Source organism: Nonomuraea wenchangensis, assembly GCF_900111685.1.
GTDB lineage: Bacteria > Actinomycetota > Actinomycetes > Streptosporangiales > Streptosporangiaceae > Nonomuraea > Nonomuraea wenchangensis.
Genome location: NZ_FOHX01000001.1, coordinates 379,461 through 395,515, shown reverse-complemented (window position 1 = coordinate 395,515; position 16,055 = coordinate 379,461). Strand labels below are relative to the sequence as shown.

Genomic DNA, 16,055 nt, shown 5'->3' with positions numbered 1-16,055 from the left:
CCCGGTTCGCGCGGCGGACGGGGTCAGGGGGTGGCGGTGAGGCGGTAGTTGTTGAGCGGCCGGCCGGGGCCGGCGGCGATCTGTTCGTTGATCAGCTCGGCGAAGCGCCGGTAACCCTCGCCCGTCGGGTGGTAGCTGCGGGCGTTGACGTTGATCGGGTCCATGTCCAGCGCCAGCCCGTTCAGGTAAGGCTGCTGCCGTCCCACCTCGTGCCCCGTGAAAGCCTCGTAGGCGTCCACGTACTCAGCGCTGCCCGGCCCGCCGAACGCCGCGATGGCGCGGTCGAAGTCGCGCACCACGGCCCCGACCGTGTCGTTGAGCCGCCGGGCCACGCCGTTGATCCACCGCTGGTCGTCGGCGCTCAGGTTGTCGACGGAGGCCACCGGATCCTGCGGGAACGGCCGGGGGTAGCCGAGGACGACGATCCGCGCCTCGGGCGCCCGGCCGCGCAGCTCGCGCAGGACCTTGAGCATGTCGGCGCGCAGTTGCCCGATGCGGTGGCCGACGGCGGCGTCCTGGTCGACGCAGGCCGACGACCAGGGCAGTTTGGCGATGCAGGCGGTCAGGACCTTGGAGAAGCCCGCGTCGTTGCCGCCGATGCTCAGCGTGATCAGGCTCGCCTCCGGGCCGACCCGGCTGATCTGCGGGGGATGCCCCCACTGGCCGGTGAGGAGCTGGCCGGTCGTGGCGCCGCTGCAGGCGTAGAAGGCGGTGCCGCCGGCGAAGCGGTAGGTCTCGGCGATCACGGGGACGTACGAGCCGCTTGCCCGGTGGCAGCGGTCGGCGCCGTCGTTGACCGGCTCGGTGTCCTGGTCGTAGACGCCTTCGCCGGAGGAGTAGGAGTCGCCGAGGCCGACGTACGCGCCGCTCTGCGCCGCCTGGACCGGCGTGAGGCGGACCCGTTCGGGGAGCCGGCCGGTCGGCGCGGTCATGTCCGGGCAGCCGAGGCCGAGGACGGCGCAGGCCAGTTTCGGCACCACGCCGAGCGGCAGGCAGGCGACCGCGAGGGCGACGCCCAGGACGACCGCGACGACGACCCGCCCCGGCGCCCCCCGCCACCACGACCGCCCCGCGCCCCGCTCCAGCGCCGGCAGACGAGACGACGGCGGGCGTGAGGACGGCTGGCCTGAGGACGCCGGGGGCGAGGACGCCGGCAAGGGCTCCGCCGGCAGGGGCTGCGTCGGCCCCGACTCCGTCAGTGCCGGCTCTCTCGGCACGGGTGCGGGTGTGGGGACGGGCTCTGTGAGGGTGGGTGAGGCGGGCTCGGCGGCCCGGCGAGTGGTGTCGGGCTCGGACGTGTCCAGTGCGGCCTCCCCCCGGACGGCGGACTTCGTGCCGCATCGAGACTAACCCGTCTCCGGCCGCCCTTCGGGAGTCGCGAGGGCCGGCGCGGGCGCCCTGCGCCGCCTGCGCACCAGCAGCCACCCCGCGGCGATGGCCGCGACCAGCGCGGGGATGAGGAAGAACGCCACCCGCTGATCGCGGTCGGCGAACGGCATCAGCAGCACCACCAGCGCCAGGAACGCCAGCGTCAGCCAGTTGGTGACGGGGGAGCCCGGCATGGGGAACGCCGAGCGGTGCCCCGCCCGCCGCAGCCGCAGCTGGCAGTAGACCAGCACCCCCCAGGTAGTGACCACGCCGAGCGAGGCGCCCGCCGTGGCGATGTTGAACGCCCGCTCCGGCAGGAAGTAGAACAGCACGACCCCGCCGAGGAACGTGAGCGCCGTGAACACGATGCCCCCGACGGGCACGTGCCGTTTGCTCAGCGCGACGGCGAACCCCGGCGCCTCGCCCTTCCTGGCCATGGACCGCAGGATGCGCCCGGTCGCGTACAGGCCGGAGTTGCACGACGACAGGGCCGCCGTGATGACGACGAGGTTCATGGCGTCGGCCGCCCACGGCACGCCGAGCCCGGAGAAGACGGTCACGAACGGCGACTCCCCGGCCCGGTAGACCGTCCACGGCAGCACCATCGCCAGCAGCAGCACCGATCCCACGTAGAAGACCGCAATGCGCCACACCACGCCGTTGACGGCCTTGGGCATCACCTCGCGGGGCCGCGCCGTCTCTCCCGCCGCGATGCCGACCAGCTCGATCGAGGCGTACGCGAACACCACCGACTGCAGGCTCATCAGCACCATGGGCAGCCCGGTCGGGGTGAACCCGCCGTGCGCGACCAGGTTGCCCGGCCCGGCGCCGCCGACCGAGAAGACCACCAGCACCAGCCCCACCACGAGGAAGACGGTGATCGCCAGCACCTTCAGCAGCGCGAACCAGAACTCCAGCTCGCCGAACAGCCGCACCGACAGCAGGTTGACCAGCAGGACGAAGCCGAGCGCGATCAGCGCCGTCAGCGCCTGGGGGAAGGCGGGCGCCCAGTAGTGGATGTAGGCGGCGATCGCGGTCAGCTCGGCGATGCCGGTGAACGCCCAGTTGACCCAGTACATCCAGCCGCTGGCGAAGGCAGCCCAGGGGCCGATGAACTCGCCGGCGTACTCGACGAACGACCCCGACGTGGGCCGGTAGAGCACGAGCTCGCCGAGCGCCCGCATGACGAAGAAGGCGGCGAGGCCGGCCGCGGTGTAGGACAGCACCAGCGCGGGCCCGGTGGCCTGCAGCCGCCCGCCCGCGCCGAGGAACAGCCCCACCCCGATCGCCCCGCCGATCGCGATCATCTGGACCTGCCGGTTGCCCAGCGCGTGCGAGTAACCCTCGTCGGTCTGCGTGCGCACTCCGCGTCCCTTCCGCTACTTTCCGTAGCCACGACGATATCGGCGCCGCTGATCGCGCGAGCCCCGGCACGCCGTCCGTGAGCCCGGCCGGAAGACGCCCGGGGATCGTCGCGGGGCGGCTCCAGGATGTCGGCGCGGGCCACTAGAGTCGGACCACCGCCATCGTCCGGCGGGCACCGTCAGGCAGACCCGGGAGGCGCCGCTCCATGTCGTCCAGCGACTCGTTCGTCCATCTGCACGTGCACACCGAATACTCGATGCTGGACGGCGCCGCCCGGCTGAAGCAGATGTTCAAACAGGTCGGCGACCTCGGCATGCCGGCGATCGCCATCACCGACCACGGCAACATGCACGGCGCCTACGACTTCTACAAGCAGGCCACCGGCGCCGGCATCAAGCCGATCATCGGCATCGAGGCGTACGTCGCGCCGGAGCTGCGCCACAACAAGCGCCCGGTGCTGTGGGGCGAGCCGCACCAGAAGAGGGACGACGTCTCGGCGGGCGGCTACTACACCCACATGACGATCTGGGCCCGCGACAAGACGGGCCTGCACAACCTGATGAAGCTGAGCTCGCGCGCCTTCACCGAGGGTTTCGTGCGCAAGTGGGCCCGCATGGACGCCGAGATCCTCGCCGAGCACTCCGAGGGCCTCATGGCCACCACCGGCTGCCCCTCGGGTGAGGTGCAGACCCGGCTGCGTCTCGGCCAGTACGACGAGGCGCTCAAGGCCGCCGCGAAATACCAGGACATCTTCGGCAAGGACAACTTCTTCCTGGAGATCATGGACCACGGCCTCGACATCGAGCGCCGCGTCCGCGACGGGCTGACCCGCATCAGCAAGGAGCTGGGCATCCCGCCCCTCGTCACCAACGACTCCCACTACACCTACGAGTCCGACGCCTCCTCGCACGACGCCCTCCTGTGCATCCAGACCGGCAAGCAGCTGTCCGACCCCGACCGCTTCCGCTTCGACGGCTCCGGCTACTACATCAAGACCGCCGACGAGATGCGCGCCGTCGACTCCTCCGACCTGTGGGCCGAGGGCTGCCGCAACACCCTGCTCGTGGCCGAGAAGGTCGATCCCACGGGGTTCTTCACCTACAAGAACCTCATGCCGACCTTCCCCGTCCCCGAGGGGATGACCGAGGAGGAGTTCTTCCGGCAGGAGGTCTGGAAGGGGCTGGAGCGCCGCTTCCCCGAGGGCCTCGACGACGAGCACCGCGAGTGGGCCGAGAACGAGCTGCGGGTCATCATCCAGATGGGCTTCCCCAGCTACTTCCTCGTGGTCGCCGACTTCATCATGTGGGCCAAGAACAACGGCATCCGCGTCGGTCCCGGGCGTGGCTCGGCGGCCGGCTCGCTGGTGGCGTACGCGCTGGGCATCACCGACCTCGACCCGATCCCGCACGGCCTGATCTTCGAGCGCTTCCTCAACCCCGAGCGCGTGTCCATGCCCGACGTCGACATCGACTTCGACGAGCGTCGGCGCGGCGACGTGATCCGCTACGTCACCGAGAAGTGGGGCGCCGACAAGGTCGCCATGATCGCCACGTTCGGCACGATCAAGGCGAAGGCCGCCGTCAAGGACGCCGGCCGCGTCCTCGGCTACCCCTACGCGCTGGGCGACAAGGTCTCCAAGGCGTTCCCGCCCGCCGTCATGGGCAAGGACATCCCGCTGTCGGGCATCTTCGACAAGGACCACCCCCGCTTCGCCGAGGCCGGCGAGCTGCGCAAGCTCTACGAGGAGGACGTCGACGTCAAGTCGACGATCGACCTCGGGCGCGGCCTGGAGGGCCTGATCCGGCAGACCGGCGTGCACGCGGCCGGCGTGATCATGTCCGCCGAGGTGCTGACCGACCACATCCCGATCATGCGCCGCGACTCCGACGGCGCGATCATCACGCAGTTCGACTATCCGACCTGCGAGACGCTCGGCCTGCTGAAGATGGACTTCCTGGGCCTGCGCAACCTCACGATCATCGACGACTGCCTCAAGCTGATCGAGGGCACCAGCGGCGAGCAGATCGACCTGCTCAAGCTGCCGCTCGACGACCGCAAGTCCTACGAGCTGCTGGCCCGGGGCGACACGCTCGGCATCTTCCAGCTCGACGGCGGCGGCATGCGCACCCTGCTGCGGCTGATGAAGCCCGACAACTTCGAGGACATCTCCGCCGCCCTCGCGCTCTACCGCCCCGGCCCGATGGGCGCCAACTCCCACACCAACTACGCGCTGCGCAAGAACGGCGCGCAGGAGATCACTCCGATCCATCCCGAGCTGGAGGAGCCGCTCGCGGAGATCCTGTCCACGACCTACGGCCTGATCGTCTATCAGGAGCAGGTCATGGCCATCGCCCAGAAGGTCGCCAACTACTCGCTGGGCGGCGCCGACCTGCTGCGCCGCGCGATGGGCAAGAAGAAGAAGTCCGAGCTGGACAAACAGTTCGTGACCTTCGAGGCGGGCATGAAGGACAACGGCTTCTCCGACGCCGCGGTCAAGGCCCTGTGGGACATCCTGCTGCCCTTCTCCGACTACGCCTTCAACAAGGCCCACACGGCCGGCTACGGCCTGGTCTCCTACTGGACCGCCTACCTCAAGGCCAACCACCCGGCCGCCTACATGGCCGCCCTGCTGTCGTCGGTCAAGGACGACAAGGACAAGTCGGCGCTCTACCTCAACGAGTGCCGCCGCATGGGCATCAAGGTGTTCCCGCCGGACGTCAACGACTCCGACTTCGACTTCACCCCGCGCGGCACCGACATCCGCTTCGGCCTGTCGGCCATCCGCAACGTCGGCGCCAACGTCGTCGACGGCATCATCGCCGCGCGCAAGGAGAAGGGCCGCTTCGCCGACTTCAAGGACTTCCTGCGCAAGGTGCCCGCGCTGGTGTGCAACAAGCGCGTCATCGAGTCGCTGATCAAGGCCGGCGCGTTCGACTCGCTCGGGCACGTCCGCAAGGGCCTGGTCATGGTGCACGAGCAGGCCGTCGACGCGATCATCGACATCAAGAAGAACGAGGCCATCGGCCAGGACTCCCTGTTCGGCGCGATCGACGGCGGCGAGGACCAGACGTTCGACGTGCAGATCCCGCCGGGCGAGTGGGACAAGACGACGCTGCTGCAGTTCGAGCGGGAGATGCTCGGCCTCTACGTCTCCGACCATCCGCTGTTCGGCGTCGAGCACATCCTGGCGGCCGGGGCCGACTGCTCGATCGCGGCACTCCAGGACGACAGCCGGCCCGACGGGCAGATCGTCACGGTGGGCGGCATCCTCAGCGGGGTGCAGCGCAAGGTCACCAAGAAGGGCGACACCTGGGTGCTGACCCAGCTGGAGGACCTCGAAGGCGCCATCGAGGTGATGATCTTCCCGTCGGCCTACCAGCTCTGCTCGACGATCCTGGCCGAGGACGCGATCGTGTTCGTCAAGGGGCGCATCGACAAGCGCGAGGACATCGGCAAGATCATCGCGATGGAGGTGACCGCGCCCGACCTCACCCAGGAGGCCGGCGGGCCGCTGCTGGTGAGCCTGCCGCTGACCCGCTGCACGCCGCCCGTGGTGACCCGGCTGAAGGAGATCCTCACCACGCATCCTGGCACGTCGGAGGTGCACCTCCAGGTCCACAACGGGCCGCGGACGACGGTGATGCGGGTCGACGACCGGTTGCGCGTCACCCCGTCGCCGGCCCTGATGGGCGACCTCAAGCAGCTCCTCGGCCCGGCCTGCCTCGGCGCCTGACCTCCGGTCGCGGCGTCTGATCTTCACAGGGCGGCGGGACGGCGATCGGCAACCCTCGCCGTCGTCCACCCGCCCCCCGTGGGGCAGGATCGTCAGGGTGAGCGAACTGCACTACCTCAGCGCGACCGAGCTGGCCGGACTGATCAGGACCAGGCAGGTGAGCGCGGTCGAGGCGGTCCGCGCCTGCCTCGACCGCATCGACCAGGTCAACCCGCACGTCAACGCCATCGTCACGCTGGCCGCCGAGCAGGCGCTCGACGCGGCTAAGGCGGCCGACGCCCGCGAGCCCGACGGCCCGCTGCACGGGGTGCCCGTCGCCCACAAGGACCTCGTCGACACCGCCGGCATCCGCACCACCTACGGCTCGCCGGTCTACGCCGACCACGTCCCCGACCGGGACGAGCTGATCGTCGAGCGGCTGCGCGCGGCCGGCGCGATCAGCATCGGCAAGACCAACACGCCCGAGTTCGGCACCGGCTCCCACACGGTCAACGAGGTGTTCGGCGCGACCAGGAACCCCTACGACCTGTCGAGGTCGGCGGGCGGCAGCAGCGGCGGGGCGGCCGTGGCGCTGGCCACCGGCATGGTGCCGCTGGCCGACGGCTCCGACATGGGCGGCTCGCTGCGCAACCCGGCCTCGTTCTGCAACGTGGTGGGCCTGCGGCCCACCCCAGGCCGCGTCCCGGTGGTCTCCGACGTCAACGCCTGGTACACGCTGTCGGTTCTCGGGCCGATGGCCCGCACGGTCGAGGACGTCACGCTGATGCTGGGCGCGGTCGCCGGGTTCGACCGGCGCTCGCCGTACGCGATCAAGGAGTTCTTCGCGCCCGAGCCGGAGGAGGGCGTGCGGGGGATGCGCGTGGCGTGGAGCCCCGACCTGGGCGGGCTGCCCGTCGATCCGCGCACGGCGGCGGTCACCGCCACCGCGCCGGCCGTGTTCGAGCGGCTCGGGGCGCACGTGGAGCAGGTCGAGCTCGACCTGTCGGACGCCGAGGACGCCTTCCGCACCTACCGGGCCTGGAACTACGCGCTGTCCTTCGGCGACCTCGACCGCCTCGGCCCCAACACGGCCTGGAACGTCGAGCAGGGCCGCAAGGTCACAGGCGAGGACCTGGCGCGGGCCGAGCGCGCGCGCAGCCGCCTCTACCAGCGCATGGCGGCCTTCTTCGACGTCTACGACGTGCTGATCGCGCCGGTCAGCCAGGTGCCGCCGTTCCCGGTCGAGCACCCGTACGTCAGCGAGATCAACGGGCAGGAGCTGCCGGACTACCTGGCGTGGATGCGGTCGGCGTACTGGATCAGCGTGCTGCACGCGCCGGCCGCGTCGGTGCCGGCCGGGTTCACGCCGGAGGGGCTGCCGGTGGGGGTGCAGATCGTGGGCGCGCCGTTCGCCGACGCGCGGGTGCTGCGCGTGGCGCGCGCCTTCGAGCAGGCGACCGGTCACGGCCAGCGCCGCCCGCTCCTCTGACCCCCTTCTCCTCCGGCCCCGGGACGGGCGTCAGCGTCGGGCCAGCGCCAGCACGCTCAGGCCGAACATCAGGACGCCCAGGGGCACATGGACCGCCGTCATGCCCGCGATGCCGAGCGCGACCTGCGCCGAGGCGAGGACGAGGAAGACGGCCGCCTGCCCGATGGGCCGGGGGGAGCCACCGCCCGGCTTCCACGCCGGCACCGCCGCGAGCACGTACAGCAGCGCCGCCCCCCACATCACGCGGGCTCCGATGCCGTGCAACGTCTCCCCGTAGGACGTGGTCAGCAGCAGTCCGGCGGAGATCGCCTGCAGGAGGATGGTCAAGGTCTGCAGGGCGATCGCGATCCGCAGCAACGAAAGACGGCCCTGTGCCGTCGCCTGGGTGGCCATGTCATGGTCCCCTTTCCCGCCCCGGGGCGGTGGGTCGATAAGGTCTCACCAGCCCGACGACGCGGGCGCGCGAAAGGTAAGGCGAGGAGGCTGCCGGAGACCATGGGGACGTCTGGGACGGCGGGGACGGGCGCCGGCGAGCTCGCCGGTGAGCGGGGCCCGCTGATCAACGTCGCCTACCGGCTGCTCGGCTCGCTGTCCGAGGCCGAGGACGCCGTGCAGGAGGCCTACGCACGCTGGTACGCGCTGCCGCGCGACCGGCGCGACGAGGTCGTGTCTCCGGGCGCCTGGCTGACGACGGTGACCGGCCGCATCTGCCTGGACGTGCTCGGCTCGGCGCGGGCCCGTCGCGAACGGTACGTCGGCGCGTGGCTGCCCGAGCCGCTGCCGGGCGGCGCGGGGGAGGGCCAGGGGTCCGGCGCCGACCCCGCCGACCTGCTGGTGATGGACGAGTCGGTGACCACGGCCTTCCTCGTCGTCCTGGAGTCGATGACGCCCGCCGAACGGGTGGCGTTCGTGCTGCACGACGTCTTCCGCTACCCGTTCGCCGAGATCGCCGACATCGTGGGCCGCACCCCGGCCGCCTGCAAGCAGCTCGCCTCCTCCGCCCGGCGGCGGGCGCGGGCCGCGGGGACGCCGGGGCCGGCGGCCGAGCGGGCCGCCACCGTACGGCGGGTCAAGGAGGCATGGGAGGCCAGGGACATCGCGGCCCTCGTCGACCTCCTCGACCCGGCCGCCGTGCTGACCGCCGACGGCGGCGGCCTGGTCAGCACCGCCCCTCATCCGGTCGAGGGCGGCGCGGAGATCGCCCGCTACCTGGTCGCCATCGCCGCCCTCGCCCCGGGGCTCGAGCTCCTGGAGCGGCCGGTCAACGGAACGCCCGGCCTGGTGGCGCGGGAGGCCGGCGTCGTCGGGACCGTGGCGTCGTTCGAGATCGTCGGCGGTCGCGTGACCCGGATCTGGGCGGTGCGCAATCCGGAGAAGCTGCGGGCGTGGAGGCGGGGCGACTGACCGCTCGGCCGGCCGGTGACGGCTGCTCTAGCCGCGGCCGGGGCCGTCGAGGGGCCCGCCCGCGGGGCCGGTGAGCGGGTCCTCGCCGTACGGCTGCCGCAGCGGCGACTCGCGGTAGCCGTGCATGCCCTCCAGCAGCCCGAACAGCCCCACCGCGAGCAGCGGCCAGGACACCGCGACGCCGTTCGCGGTCAGCGCCAGCGCCCCGGGAACGATCTTCACCCCCGGCGCGGCCGCCGCCTCCACCGTGGCGGCCCCGATCGTGAACGTCGAGCCGACCCAGTACGTGAGCGCCGCCCCCGCGCTCCCGCCCACGCCGAGCCCGGCCAGCACGCCCAGCATCCACCGCCGCCCGGCGAACCAGCCGGCCGCGCCGCAGAGCAGCCCGAGCCCGCCGGTGATCACCGCGTACCAGCCGTCGGCGGCGATGAGCGCCTGCGTGGAGATGTCGGCCAGCACGAGCCCGCGCTCGGTGACCTGGTAGGGGGCGCGCGGCGACACGGCGGACCAGAGCAGCCCGGCGCCGATCCCGAGTGTGGCGAGTGCGAGGACAGTTACCGCGAAGGCGCGTACTTCCCTCGTCACTCCACGCTCCCTGATATCTGCGTCCGAATCACTCGATGGTATCCCCCGGCTAGGCTCGCTTCGTGATTGCAGAAGAGGTCTGGCTGATTGAGCCCTCCGGCCCGCTCCGGGGGGACGTCGAGGTGCGCGGCTCCAAGAACGGCGTGTCCAAGCACATGGTCGCCGCCATGCTGGGCACCGGCGAGAGCAGCATCCACAACGCCCCCGAGGTGGGCGAGGTCGGCATCACCGCCGCCATGCTGGAGGCGCTCGGCATCCACGTGCGGATCGACGGGCCGGAGATCAGGATCGAGCCGGGGGCGCACATCGAGCCGCGGGTGCCCGACGCGTTCACCGGGCTCAACCGCATCCCGATCCTCATGCTCGGCCCGCTGCTGCACTTGGCGGGGGAGGCGTTCGTGCCGCTGGTCGGCGGCGACCCCATCGGGCGGCGGCCGGTGAACTTCCACGTGGAGGCCCTGCGCTCGATGGGCGCCGAGGTGGAGGTGGGCGACGGCGGCATCTACGCCAAGGCGGGACGGCTGCGCGGCACCCGGATCGAGCTGCCGTACCCGAGCGTGGGCGCGACCGAGACGGTGCTGATGTCGGCGGTGCTGGCCGAGGGCAAGACGGTGCTGAAGAACGCCGCCATGGAGCCCGAGGTGGTGGAGCTGGCGCTGTTCCTGCAGCGGATGGGGGCGCGGATCGAGCTGTCGCCCGACCGCAGGATCGTCATCGAGGGCGTCGAACGGCTGCGCGGCGCCTCCACCTGGCTGAACGGTGACCGCATCGAGGCGTTCTCGTACCTGGCGGCCGGCCTGGTGACCGGGGGAGAGGTGCGGGTGCACGGCTGCCCGCAGGACCGCCTGGTCACCGCCATCACCACGCTGGCCAGGATGGGCGCCGACTTCGAGATCAACGACCAGTACCTGTGCGCGACCGCCCCGCCCGAGGGGCTGCGCGCGGCGGCCGTGCAGACCGACACGCATCCGGGGTTCATGACCGACTGGCAGACGCCGCTCATGGTGCTGTTCACGCAGAGCCAGGGCATGTCGGTGCTGCACGAGACGGTCTTCGAGAACCGCCTGGTGTACGTGCCCGCGCTGCAGAAGATGGGCTGCGAGATCGAGGTCTTCGACCAGTGCCTCGGCGGCCCGGCCTGCCGCTACCACGACACCAACGCCCGCCACTCGGCGGTCGTGCGCGGCGTGTCCAAGCTCAAGGGCGCCGACGTGACGCTGCCGGACATCCGGGCCGGGTTCTCGGCGGTGCTGGCGGCGGCGGTGGCCGACGGGCCGTCCACGCTGCGCGGGGTGCACCACATCGAGCGCGGGTACCACCGGCCGTTCGAGCAGTTCGCCTCGCTCGGTCTGAACATTCGCAGGCAACGGTAAAGAGGCAGGATTCGGGCGTTTGCCGATGATCGTCCGGTTGCACATCGTTTGAGTGACCGTACTCAGGACCGCCGGAACGCTCGCCCTGACCGGCGCGCTCGGCGGCGTGCTGGCGGCGGCGCTGGCCGCGCCCGTGGTGAGCGGGGGCGGCCTGGCGGCCAAGAACGTCGCCGACACCTTCGTCCAGCTGCCGGCGGCGCCCCGCGAGGAGCCGCTGGCGCAGGTGACCAGGCTGCTGGACCGGGACGGCCGGCCGTTCGCGCAGTTCTACGAGGCCAACAGGACGGCCGTGCCGCTGGCGTCGGTCTCGCCCGTCATGCGCAAGGCCATCGTGGCCATCGAGGACGCCCGCTTCTACGAGCACGGCGGCCTCGACGTGCGCGGCACCCTGCGGGCGCTGCTGACCAACACCCAGGCGGGCGGCATCCGCCAGGGCGGCTCGTCGCTGACGCAGCAGCTCGTCAAGAACATCCTGGTGGAGAGCGCGCGTACCGACGAGGAACGCGACCGCGCCCGCGCCCCGAACCTGGCGCGCAAGATCACCGAGCTGCGGCTCGCGATGGCGCTGGAGCGCAAGTACCGCAAGGACGAGATCCTGGAGCGCTATCTCAACATCGCCTACTTCGGCGCCGGGGCGTACGGCGTGGAGGCGGCGGCCCGCCGCTTCTTCTCCACCTCGGCCGCCCAGCTGACGCTGACCCAGGCGGCCACGCTGGCGGGGGCGGTGCGGATGCCGTACTCGACCGATCCCTCGCTCGGCTCGGCCCACCGCACCCGGCTGCGGGCCCGGCGCGACCTCGTGCTGGACCGCATGGCCGGGCTGAAGATCATCAGCCAGCAGGAGGCGGCGGCGGCCAAGAGCGCGCCGCTCGGCATCATGCTGCGGCCCGAGCCCGGCGGCTGCGAGCAGAGCGACTACCCGTTCTACTGCCTGTACGTCCAGCGCGAGCTGCTGTCGAACCCCGTCTTCGGCAACACGCCGTCGATCCGGCGGGCCAGGATGGCCCGGGGCGGCCTGACGATCAGGACCAGCCTCGACCCGACCGCGCAGCGCGCCGCCGAGCGCGCCATCCGCCGCCACGTCCACCCCCAGGACACCGAGGTGGCCGCCGAGGCCATGGTCGAGCCGGGCACCGGCCGGATCCGGGCCATGGCGGCCAGCAAACGGTTCGGCCGCAACCCCGGCAACCGCAAGAACGGCTCCAGGACCACCTTCAACCTGGTCGCCGACGTCGCGCACGGCGGCGGCCAGGGCTTCCAGGCGGGCTCGACGTTCAAGGTGTTCACCCTGGCCACGGCGCTGCGGCAGGGGTGGAGGTTCGGTGACGGCTTCCAGACGCCCGGGGCGCTGGTGCCCGCCGCGGGCTACCGCAACTGCGAGGGCCGGCCGGTCAACGACCCCGGCACCCGCGTGCTCAACGCCAGCGGTGAGGGCGAGGGCGGCCCGCACAGCATCGAGACCGGCACCTGGAAGTCGGTGAACATCTTCTACATGATGCTGGAGCGCAAGGTCGGGCTGTGCAACGTGGTCAAGACCGCCAAGGCGCTCGGCATCGCCAGGGCCGACGGGACGCCGCTGCGCGAGGTGCCGACGTTCACGCTGGGCATCAACGAGATGGACCCGGTGACGGTGGCGGCGGCGTTCGCGGCGTTCGCCGCCCGCGGGACCTACTGCCGGCCGCTCGCCATCGTCGAGATCGTCGGCAGGGACGGGCAGCGCACCCACGTGCCGCCCTCCTGCGAGCAGGGCATCGAGCGGCCGGTCGCGGACGCGGTCAACCACGTGCTCGAAGGCGTCTTCGACAAGGGCACCATGAAGGGGCAGGGCATCGGCCGCCCGGCCGCCGGCAAGACCGGCACGAACAACGGTTACACCTCGGCCTGGTTCGCCGGTTACACCCCGCAGCTCGCGGCGGCGGTCAGCGTCGGCGACATCCGGGGCTCCTACCGCTACCCGCTGCGGGACGTGCAGATCGGCGACGAATACTACGGCGCGGTGCAGGGCGCGTCGTTGCCCGGGCCGATCTGGGTGGAGTCGATGGGGCCGGCGCTGCGGGCGGTCGAGCCCCGGCGGTTCCATCCGCCGGACATGAGCCGCTTCGGCGGCGGCAACACGCCCGGGCTCAAGGAGGCGCTGGCCGAGGAGGAGAAGCGGAAGAAGCGGCCCGGCGACCGGGCCTTCCGCCGGCACCGCAGGCTCTTCCAGTGGCTGCTCGGACAGACGCCGGGCGTGCCGTCACTGGAGTGGCCGCCGCGCGAGCCGCTCGACGGCTGGGGCCGGCGCCCCTGGCCCCGGCGCCACCGCCACTGATCAGCCGGCCTTACCGATGGGAGCTGTGACGGCGCGGGTGAGCGTGATGAGGTTGTCGGGCGCGGTCTCGATCTGGAGGCCGCGTCTGCCCGCCGAGAAGTAGATCGTCGGGAAGTCGAGCGCGGAGGAGTCGACCACGGTCGGGAGCTGCTTGCGCTGGCCGAGCGGGCTGATGCCGCCGACGACGTAGCCGGTCACCCGCTCGACCCTGGCCGCGTCGGCCATGGCGGCCCGCTTGCCGCCCAGCGCGTGGGCGAGCGCCTTGAGGTCGAGCTTGCCGGCCACCGGCACCACGGCCACCGCGAGGCCGCTCTCGGTCTCGGCGACGAGGGTCTTGAAGATGCGCTCGTACGGGATGCCGAGCGCGTCGGCGGCCTCCTCGCCGTAGGCCTGGGCGGAGGGGTCGTGGTCGTACGGGTGGAGCGTGAAGTCGGCCTTGGCCTTGGTGAGGGCCATCGTCGCCGGCGTGCCGCCTTTGCCTTTCGCTTTGCTCACAGAAAGTGATTGTAGCGAATCTACAATGTAAAGACGCGGCCGGGGGTGTACCCCAGGGCCCGCCGGAACACGTCGATGAACGCGCTCGCCGACGCCCACCCGCAGCGGTGCGCCACCGCGGTCACCGGCAGGCCGTCGGCCAGGAGCAGGAGCGCGTGGTGCAGGCGGAGCTGGGTGCGCCACTGCGGGAAGCTCATGCCGAGCTCGTTCCTGAACAGCCGGGCCAGCGTGCGCTCGCTCGCGCCCGCCCCGGCGGCCAGCTCGCCCAGCGTCCTGCGGTCGGCGGGGTCCCGCTCCAGCGCGGCGCAGACGGCGGCGAGACGGGGGTCGGTGGGGGCGGGCAGATGGAACGCCTGCTCGGGCGCCCGCCGCAACCGGTCGAGCAGCACCCCCAGCAGCCGCCCGCGCTCGCCGCTCCCGAGGTCGCCTGGCTCGCCGGTGTAGGCGATGATCAGCTCGCGGAGCAGGGGGTCCACGGCGAGGACGGCGGGGCGGTCGAGGGCGAGCGGGTTGCCGGTGAGGCCGATCAGGCGCAGCTCGGTGTGGCCGTGCGCCCGGTGCTCGTGGACGGTGCCGGCGGGCACCCAGATCGCGCGGCTGGCGGGCGCCACCCAGACCCCGGCGCCGGTGGTGACGGACAGGACGCCGCGGCAGGCGTACACGATCTGGTGGGTGTCGTGGCGGTGGGCGTCGATGCCGCCGCCGGGCGCGAGCGGGCGCCGACCGGTCGGCGCCTCGGCGAGGTGGCGGATCTCCGACATGAGTTGGCACTTTATCGGAAGCAGGCCACCGGCGGCGGGGGCCACGATCGGAGGTGTGAACAGGGTCCCCATGCTGGCCGCCGGGCACGCGGCCGTCGATCTCTACCAGGGCGCGGTGCCCGCCCTGGTGCCCTTCCTGGTGGCCGAGCGCGGGTACGGCTACGTCGCGGTCTCGGGGGTGGTGCTGGCCGCGACGTTGTTGTCGTCGGTCGTGCAGCCGCTGTTCGGGCTGCTGACGGACCGGTGGCGGATGCCGTGGCTGATCCCGTTGAGCATGGTGGCGGCCGGGGCGGGGGTGGCGGTGGGCGGGGTGGCCGGCTCGTACGCCCTGACCTGCCTGGCGGTGGCGCTGTCCGGGCTGGGGGTGGCGGCCTACCATCCGGAGTCGGCGCGGCTGGCGCGGATCGCGAGCGCGGGCAGTCACGTGCGGATGAGCTGGTTCTCGCTGGGCGGGACGCTGGGGTTCGCGGCGGCTCCGGTGCTGGTGACCCCGTTGCTGGCGGGGTGGGGGCTGGGGGCGTCGCCGCTGCTGGCGGTGCCGGCGGTGGCGGGGGCGCTGGTGACGTTGCCCGCGGTGCTGGCGCTGACGGGCGGCGGCGACGGCGGGGGCGGGACGCGGCGGGAAGGGGCCGGGCTGGTGCGGCGGCGGGACGACTGGCGCTCGTTCACGCGGCTGACGCTGGTGATCGTGTTCCGGTCGGTCGTGTACGTGGGCCTGAGCACGTTCGTCGCCTTGTACGTGGGCGGCGGGGCGGCGGGGGCCGTGGCGCTGTTCGTGCTGTTCGCGGGCGGTGCGGCCGGGACGGTGCTGGGCGGGCGGCTGGCGGGCCGATGGGGGCGGGTGCGGACGATGCGGCTGGCGTACGCGGCGGCGGTCCCGGCGGTCGCGGGCGTGGTGCTCGCGCCGGGGCCGGCCGCGTACGTCTTCGTGGCCGCCTCCTCGATCGCCTTGTACGTCCCGTTCTCCCTGCACGTGACGCTGGGCCAGGATCTCCTGCCGAACCGGGTGGGCACGGCGGGCGGCGTGACGCTGGGGCTCGCGGTGAGCGTGGGCGGGCTGACCAGCCCGCTGGTGGGCGCGGTCGCGGAGGCGTCCTCGCTGCGGGTGGCGCTGGCCTGCCTGGTCGTCTTCCCGGTCCTGGCGTGGCTGCTGGCGCGCACGCTGGAGGAGCCGGCCGGCGCGTGAGGCGCC

General features: G+C 72.3%; 12 protein-coding genes. 6 read left to right on the top strand and 6 right to left on the bottom strand.

All coding sequences use genetic code 11. The features are described 5' to 3' along the window. Nucleotides 1-23: 23 nt before the first annotated feature. Both BMW85_RS01920 and BMW85_RS01910 read right to left on the bottom strand, forming a co-directional pair. Nucleotides 24-1,217 carry an SGNH/GDSL hydrolase family protein gene (locus BMW85_RS01920; RefSeq protein WP_143082067.1) on the bottom strand — a complete coding sequence of 398 codons (1,194 nt, stop codon included), beginning with the start codon at nucleotides 1,215-1,217 and terminating at the stop codon, nucleotides 24-26. Between the two features lie 129 nt (nucleotides 1,218-1,346). Then, on the bottom strand, nucleotides 1,347-2,732 hold the full coding sequence (locus BMW85_RS01910) for an amino acid permease (RefSeq protein WP_091076023.1): 1,386 nt from the start codon (nucleotides 2,730-2,732) through the stop codon (nucleotides 1,347-1,349). Nucleotides 2,733-2,938: 206 nt separating this feature from the next. Here BMW85_RS01910 and dnaE point away from each other — a divergent pair, with 206 nt between their 5' ends. Both dnaE and BMW85_RS01900 read left to right on the top strand, forming a co-directional pair. Then, the gene (dnaE, locus tag BMW85_RS01905; RefSeq protein ID WP_091076021.1) at nucleotides 2,939-6,466 is read left to right on the top strand and encodes a DNA polymerase III subunit alpha; all 3,528 of its coding nucleotides are present in this window, start codon (nucleotides 2,939-2,941) and stop codon (nucleotides 6,464-6,466) included. A gap of 97 nt (nucleotides 6,467-6,563) precedes the next feature. Further along, a complete protein-coding gene (locus tag BMW85_RS01900) occupies nucleotides 6,564-7,934 on the top strand; it encodes an amidase (RefSeq protein WP_091076019.1) in 1,371 nt (456 codons plus the stop codon). A 30-nt stretch (nucleotides 7,935-7,964) separates the two neighbouring features. On the opposite strand, the gene BMW85_RS01895 is transcribed toward BMW85_RS01900, so the two are convergent. Next, complete coding sequence (locus BMW85_RS01895; RefSeq protein WP_091076016.1) at nucleotides 7,965-8,327, bottom strand: hypothetical protein; 363 nt, start codon at nucleotides 8,325-8,327, stop codon at nucleotides 7,965-7,967. A 102-nt stretch (nucleotides 8,328-8,429) separates the two neighbouring features. Here BMW85_RS01895 and sigJ point away from each other — a divergent pair, with 102 nt between their 5' ends. Further along, a complete protein-coding gene (gene sigJ, locus BMW85_RS01890; protein WP_091076014.1) occupies nucleotides 8,430-9,338 on the top strand; it encodes an RNA polymerase sigma factor SigJ in 909 nt (302 codons plus the stop codon). Between the two features lie 27 nt (nucleotides 9,339-9,365). Here the strand turns inward: sigJ and BMW85_RS01885 are convergent, their stop codons facing one another. Continuing rightward, nucleotides 9,366-9,923: a hypothetical protein gene (locus tag BMW85_RS01885; RefSeq protein WP_091076012.1), complete on the bottom strand. Its 558-nt coding sequence runs from the start codon at nucleotides 9,921-9,923 to the stop codon at nucleotides 9,366-9,368. A 62-nt stretch (nucleotides 9,924-9,985) separates the two neighbouring features. On the opposite strand from BMW85_RS01885, the gene murA reads away from it, so the two are divergent. Both murA and BMW85_RS01875 read left to right on the top strand, forming a co-directional pair. Further along, nucleotides 9,986-11,296 carry a UDP-N-acetylglucosamine 1-carboxyvinyltransferase gene (gene murA / locus BMW85_RS01880; protein ID WP_245774555.1) on the top strand — a complete coding sequence of 437 codons (1,311 nt, stop codon included), beginning with the start codon at nucleotides 9,986-9,988 and terminating at the stop codon, nucleotides 11,294-11,296. 52 nt (nucleotides 11,297-11,348) lie between these two features. Then, nucleotides 11,349-13,607 (top strand): transglycosylase domain-containing protein, encoded by a 2,259-nt coding sequence (locus BMW85_RS01875; protein ID WP_091076009.1) that lies wholly within the window; start codon nucleotides 11,349-11,351, stop codon nucleotides 13,605-13,607. Here BMW85_RS01875 and ybaK read toward each other — a convergent pair whose 3' ends face one another. Continuing rightward, nucleotides 13,608-14,063 carry a Cys-tRNA(Pro) deacylase gene (gene ybaK, locus BMW85_RS01870; protein WP_091076007.1) on the bottom strand — a complete coding sequence of 152 codons (456 nt, stop codon included), beginning with the start codon at nucleotides 14,061-14,063 and terminating at the stop codon, nucleotides 13,608-13,610. It abuts the gene before it with no gap. Between the two features lie 59 nt (nucleotides 14,064-14,122). Next, the gene (locus tag BMW85_RS01865; RefSeq protein WP_091076004.1) at nucleotides 14,123-14,863 is read right to left on the bottom strand and encodes an AraC family transcriptional regulator; all 741 of its coding nucleotides are present in this window, start codon (nucleotides 14,861-14,863) and stop codon (nucleotides 14,123-14,125) included. Between the two features lie 55 nt (nucleotides 14,864-14,918). Between BMW85_RS01865 and BMW85_RS01860 the strand changes: the two genes are divergently transcribed. Continuing rightward, on the top strand, nucleotides 14,919-16,049 hold the full coding sequence (locus BMW85_RS01860) for an MFS transporter (protein ID WP_245774554.1): 1,131 nt from the start codon (nucleotides 14,919-14,921) through the stop codon (nucleotides 16,047-16,049). Nucleotides 16,050-16,055: the final 6 nt, after the last annotated feature.